The sequence below is a fragment of the Nostocoides sp. genome, assembly GCF_035343835.1.
GTDB classification, from domain to species: Bacteria; Actinomycetota; Actinomycetes; order Actinomycetales; family Dermatophilaceae; genus Nostocoides_A; species Nostocoides_A vanveenii.
Window position 1 is genome coordinate 1 of sequence record NZ_DAOQZV010000106.1, and the last position, 2,677, is coordinate 2,677.

Genomic DNA, 2,677 nt, shown 5'->3' on the forward strand with positions numbered 1-2,677 from the left:
CCCGTGCGCACGGGCGCCGGCTCGGGCGCCTTCGCGGGGTCGGGCTGGCGGCCACGCGAACGGCTGCGCGAGGACCGGGACGACGTGTCCGAGGGCTCGCGTTCGTGGTCGTGGGTTTCGACGGCGTCCACGGGAGTGGTGCGCACGATCACGCCGCGACCGTGGCAGTGCTCGCACGACTCGGAGAAGACTTCCAAAAGCCCCGACGCCACCCGCTTGCGAGTCATCTGGACCAGCCCGAGCGAGGTCACCTCCGCGACCTGGTGTTTCGTGCGGTCGCGACCAAGGCATTCGAGCAGGCGCCGGACGACCAGGTCGCGGTTGGACTCCAGGACCATGTCGATGAAGTCGATGACGATGATGCCGCCGATGTCGCGCAGGCGCAGTTGGCGGACGATCTCTTCGGCGGCTTCGAGATTGTTCTTGGTGACGGTCTCTTCGAGGTTGCCCCCGGAGCCGACGAACTTGCCGGTGTTGACGTCGACCACGGTCATCGCCTCGGTGCGGTCGATGACCAAGGAGCCGCCGGAGGGCAGGTAGACCTTGCGATCGAGCGCCTTGGTCACTTGTTCGTCGATCCGGTGCGCGCTGAAGATGTCGCGCGCATCGGTCCACTTGGTCATCCGTGCGGCGAGGTCGGGCGCGACATCGTCGATATAGGTGCTGATCTCGGCCCAGACGTCGTCGCCGGAGACGACGAGCGAGGTGAAGTCCTCGTTGAAGACGTCGCGGATCACGCGGACGGTCAGGTCGGGCTCGGAGTAGAGCAGCGTCGGCGCGTTGCCCGTCTTCTTGCCGGACTTGCCGGCCGCGGCCGCGCTGACTCGCTCCCAGGTTTTGGCGAGCCGCTCGACATCACGCCGCAACTCCTCCTCGCTGGCGCCCTCGGCCGCGGTGCGCACGATGACGCCGGCGTCGGCGGGGACGATCTCTTTGAGGATGGCCTTGAGCCGAGCCCGCTCGGTGTCGGGCAGCTTGCGCGAGATGCCAGTCATCGAGCCCTGCGGCACATAGACCAGATAGCGACCCGGCAGTGAGATCTGCGACGTCAACCGCGCACCCTTGTGCCCGATCGGGTCCTTGGTGACCTGGACGAGAACGGACTCCCCAGAGGTCAGGACGTTCTCGATGCGCTTGGCCTCACCGGTCTCAAGACCCGCGACATCCCAGTTGACCTCGCCGGCATAGAGCACGGCATTGCGGCCGCGACCGATGTCGACGAAGGCGGCCTCCATCGAGGGCAGGACGTTCTGGACGCGCCCGAGATAGATATTGCCGGCCATCGACGCATTCGTCGTGCGCGAGACGTAGTGCTCGACGAGGATGCCGTCCTCAAGGACGCCGATCTGGGTGCGGCCGTCGAGTCGGCGGACGACCATGACGCGCTCGACGCTCTCGCGGCGCGCGAGGAATTCCTTCTCGGTGATGATCGTGCGGCGCCGGCCGGCTTCGCGTCCCTCGCGGCGGCGCTGCTTCTTGGCCTCCAGCCGCGTCGAACCTCGCACCGAGGCAACCTCGTCGCGAGCCCGGCGCACCTCGCGAACGCGCGTCACCGTGCCGGGCGGGTCCTCGCTCTCGCCTGCTGCTCCGGAGCGGCGGCGCCGGCGCCGGCGGCGGGCCGGGTTGTTGGCGTCGTCGTCAGCGGCCTCGCCCGCATCCGTATGCCGTTCGCTCCCCTCCTCCTGCGCACTCGCCTCGGACTCCTGTACGGCCTCGTCGGCCTCCGCGCCTTCGGCGTCGGATGAGTTCGCACGGGCGCGGCGACCGCGGCCACCGCGGCGGCGCCGACTGCGCGATCCGGTCGCCGAGCCGTCGTCGGCGGCGTCGGTTTCGGCGCCCTCCGCGGGGTCGACGTCCGCCTTCTCTGCGCTGTCGTCGTCGCCGGCCCGGGCGCCGGAGCTCTGGATATCGGCGCTCCCGGCACCGGAGTTCTCGCGGGCGTTCTCGCCATCGGCGCTCCGGGCTGCCGCGCTCTCGAGGGCGGCGTTCCGGGAGGACGTGGTGGCGCCGGCGCGGCGCGAACCACGACGTGACCCGCGGCCGGCGCCTACCGACCGGGATTCGTCCTCGGTGGCTGCCGGCTCTCTTTCGGGGTCGAGGACGACCTCATGCTCGGCCCCGGAGCCGTCGGCGGCGGCAGAAGGAGTCGTGGACGACGGCACGGTGACGGCGGCACCGGCCGGGCGCGAGGCGCGGCGGCGGGCCGGGGCTTCGGGCGCCTGGAAGAGCAGGCCGAACGCGCTCTGGTGCGGGCGGGGCGATTCGGGCTCGTCACTTGCGGGCTGCAGCGCGCTTGAACCATCAGCGCGCTCGCTCATCGCTTCGTCGCGGCGGTCGGTCTCCGCGCCTTCGGACCGGTCGGCGACGAAGTCAGTGGCCGCGTCGCTAGCAGCGTCGGGCTCGGCATCCTCGGCATCCTCGGCGTCCGACGTGCCGCCGTCGGCGAGACCGGCCACCTCCTCGCCATGGTCGGCCGGGCGGTCCGCGGCGCCGGGGTCGGCTGCTGTCTCGGACTGGGCGTCCTCGGCGTCGGCCACTTGGCCGATGCCCAGGTCGCTCTGGGCGGCTGGGCCCGCCGCGCCGGATTCGCCCGGCGCCGACTCGCCTGATCCACCATCGGTGATCTGCTCAGCCGTCTGCTCCGTGCCCTCGCCGGTAGCGGACTGCGCCACCTCGC

General features: G+C 71.1%; 1 protein-coding gene. It reads right to left on the bottom strand.

Going from position 1 to position 2,677, the window contains the following annotated elements:
• Positions 1 to 2,318: Rne/Rng family ribonuclease (locus PKH97_RS09125; protein ID WP_324387103.1), on the bottom strand; the 2,318-nt coding region annotated here is incomplete at its 3' end.
• Between the last annotated feature and the right edge of the window lie 359 nt (positions 2,319 to 2,677).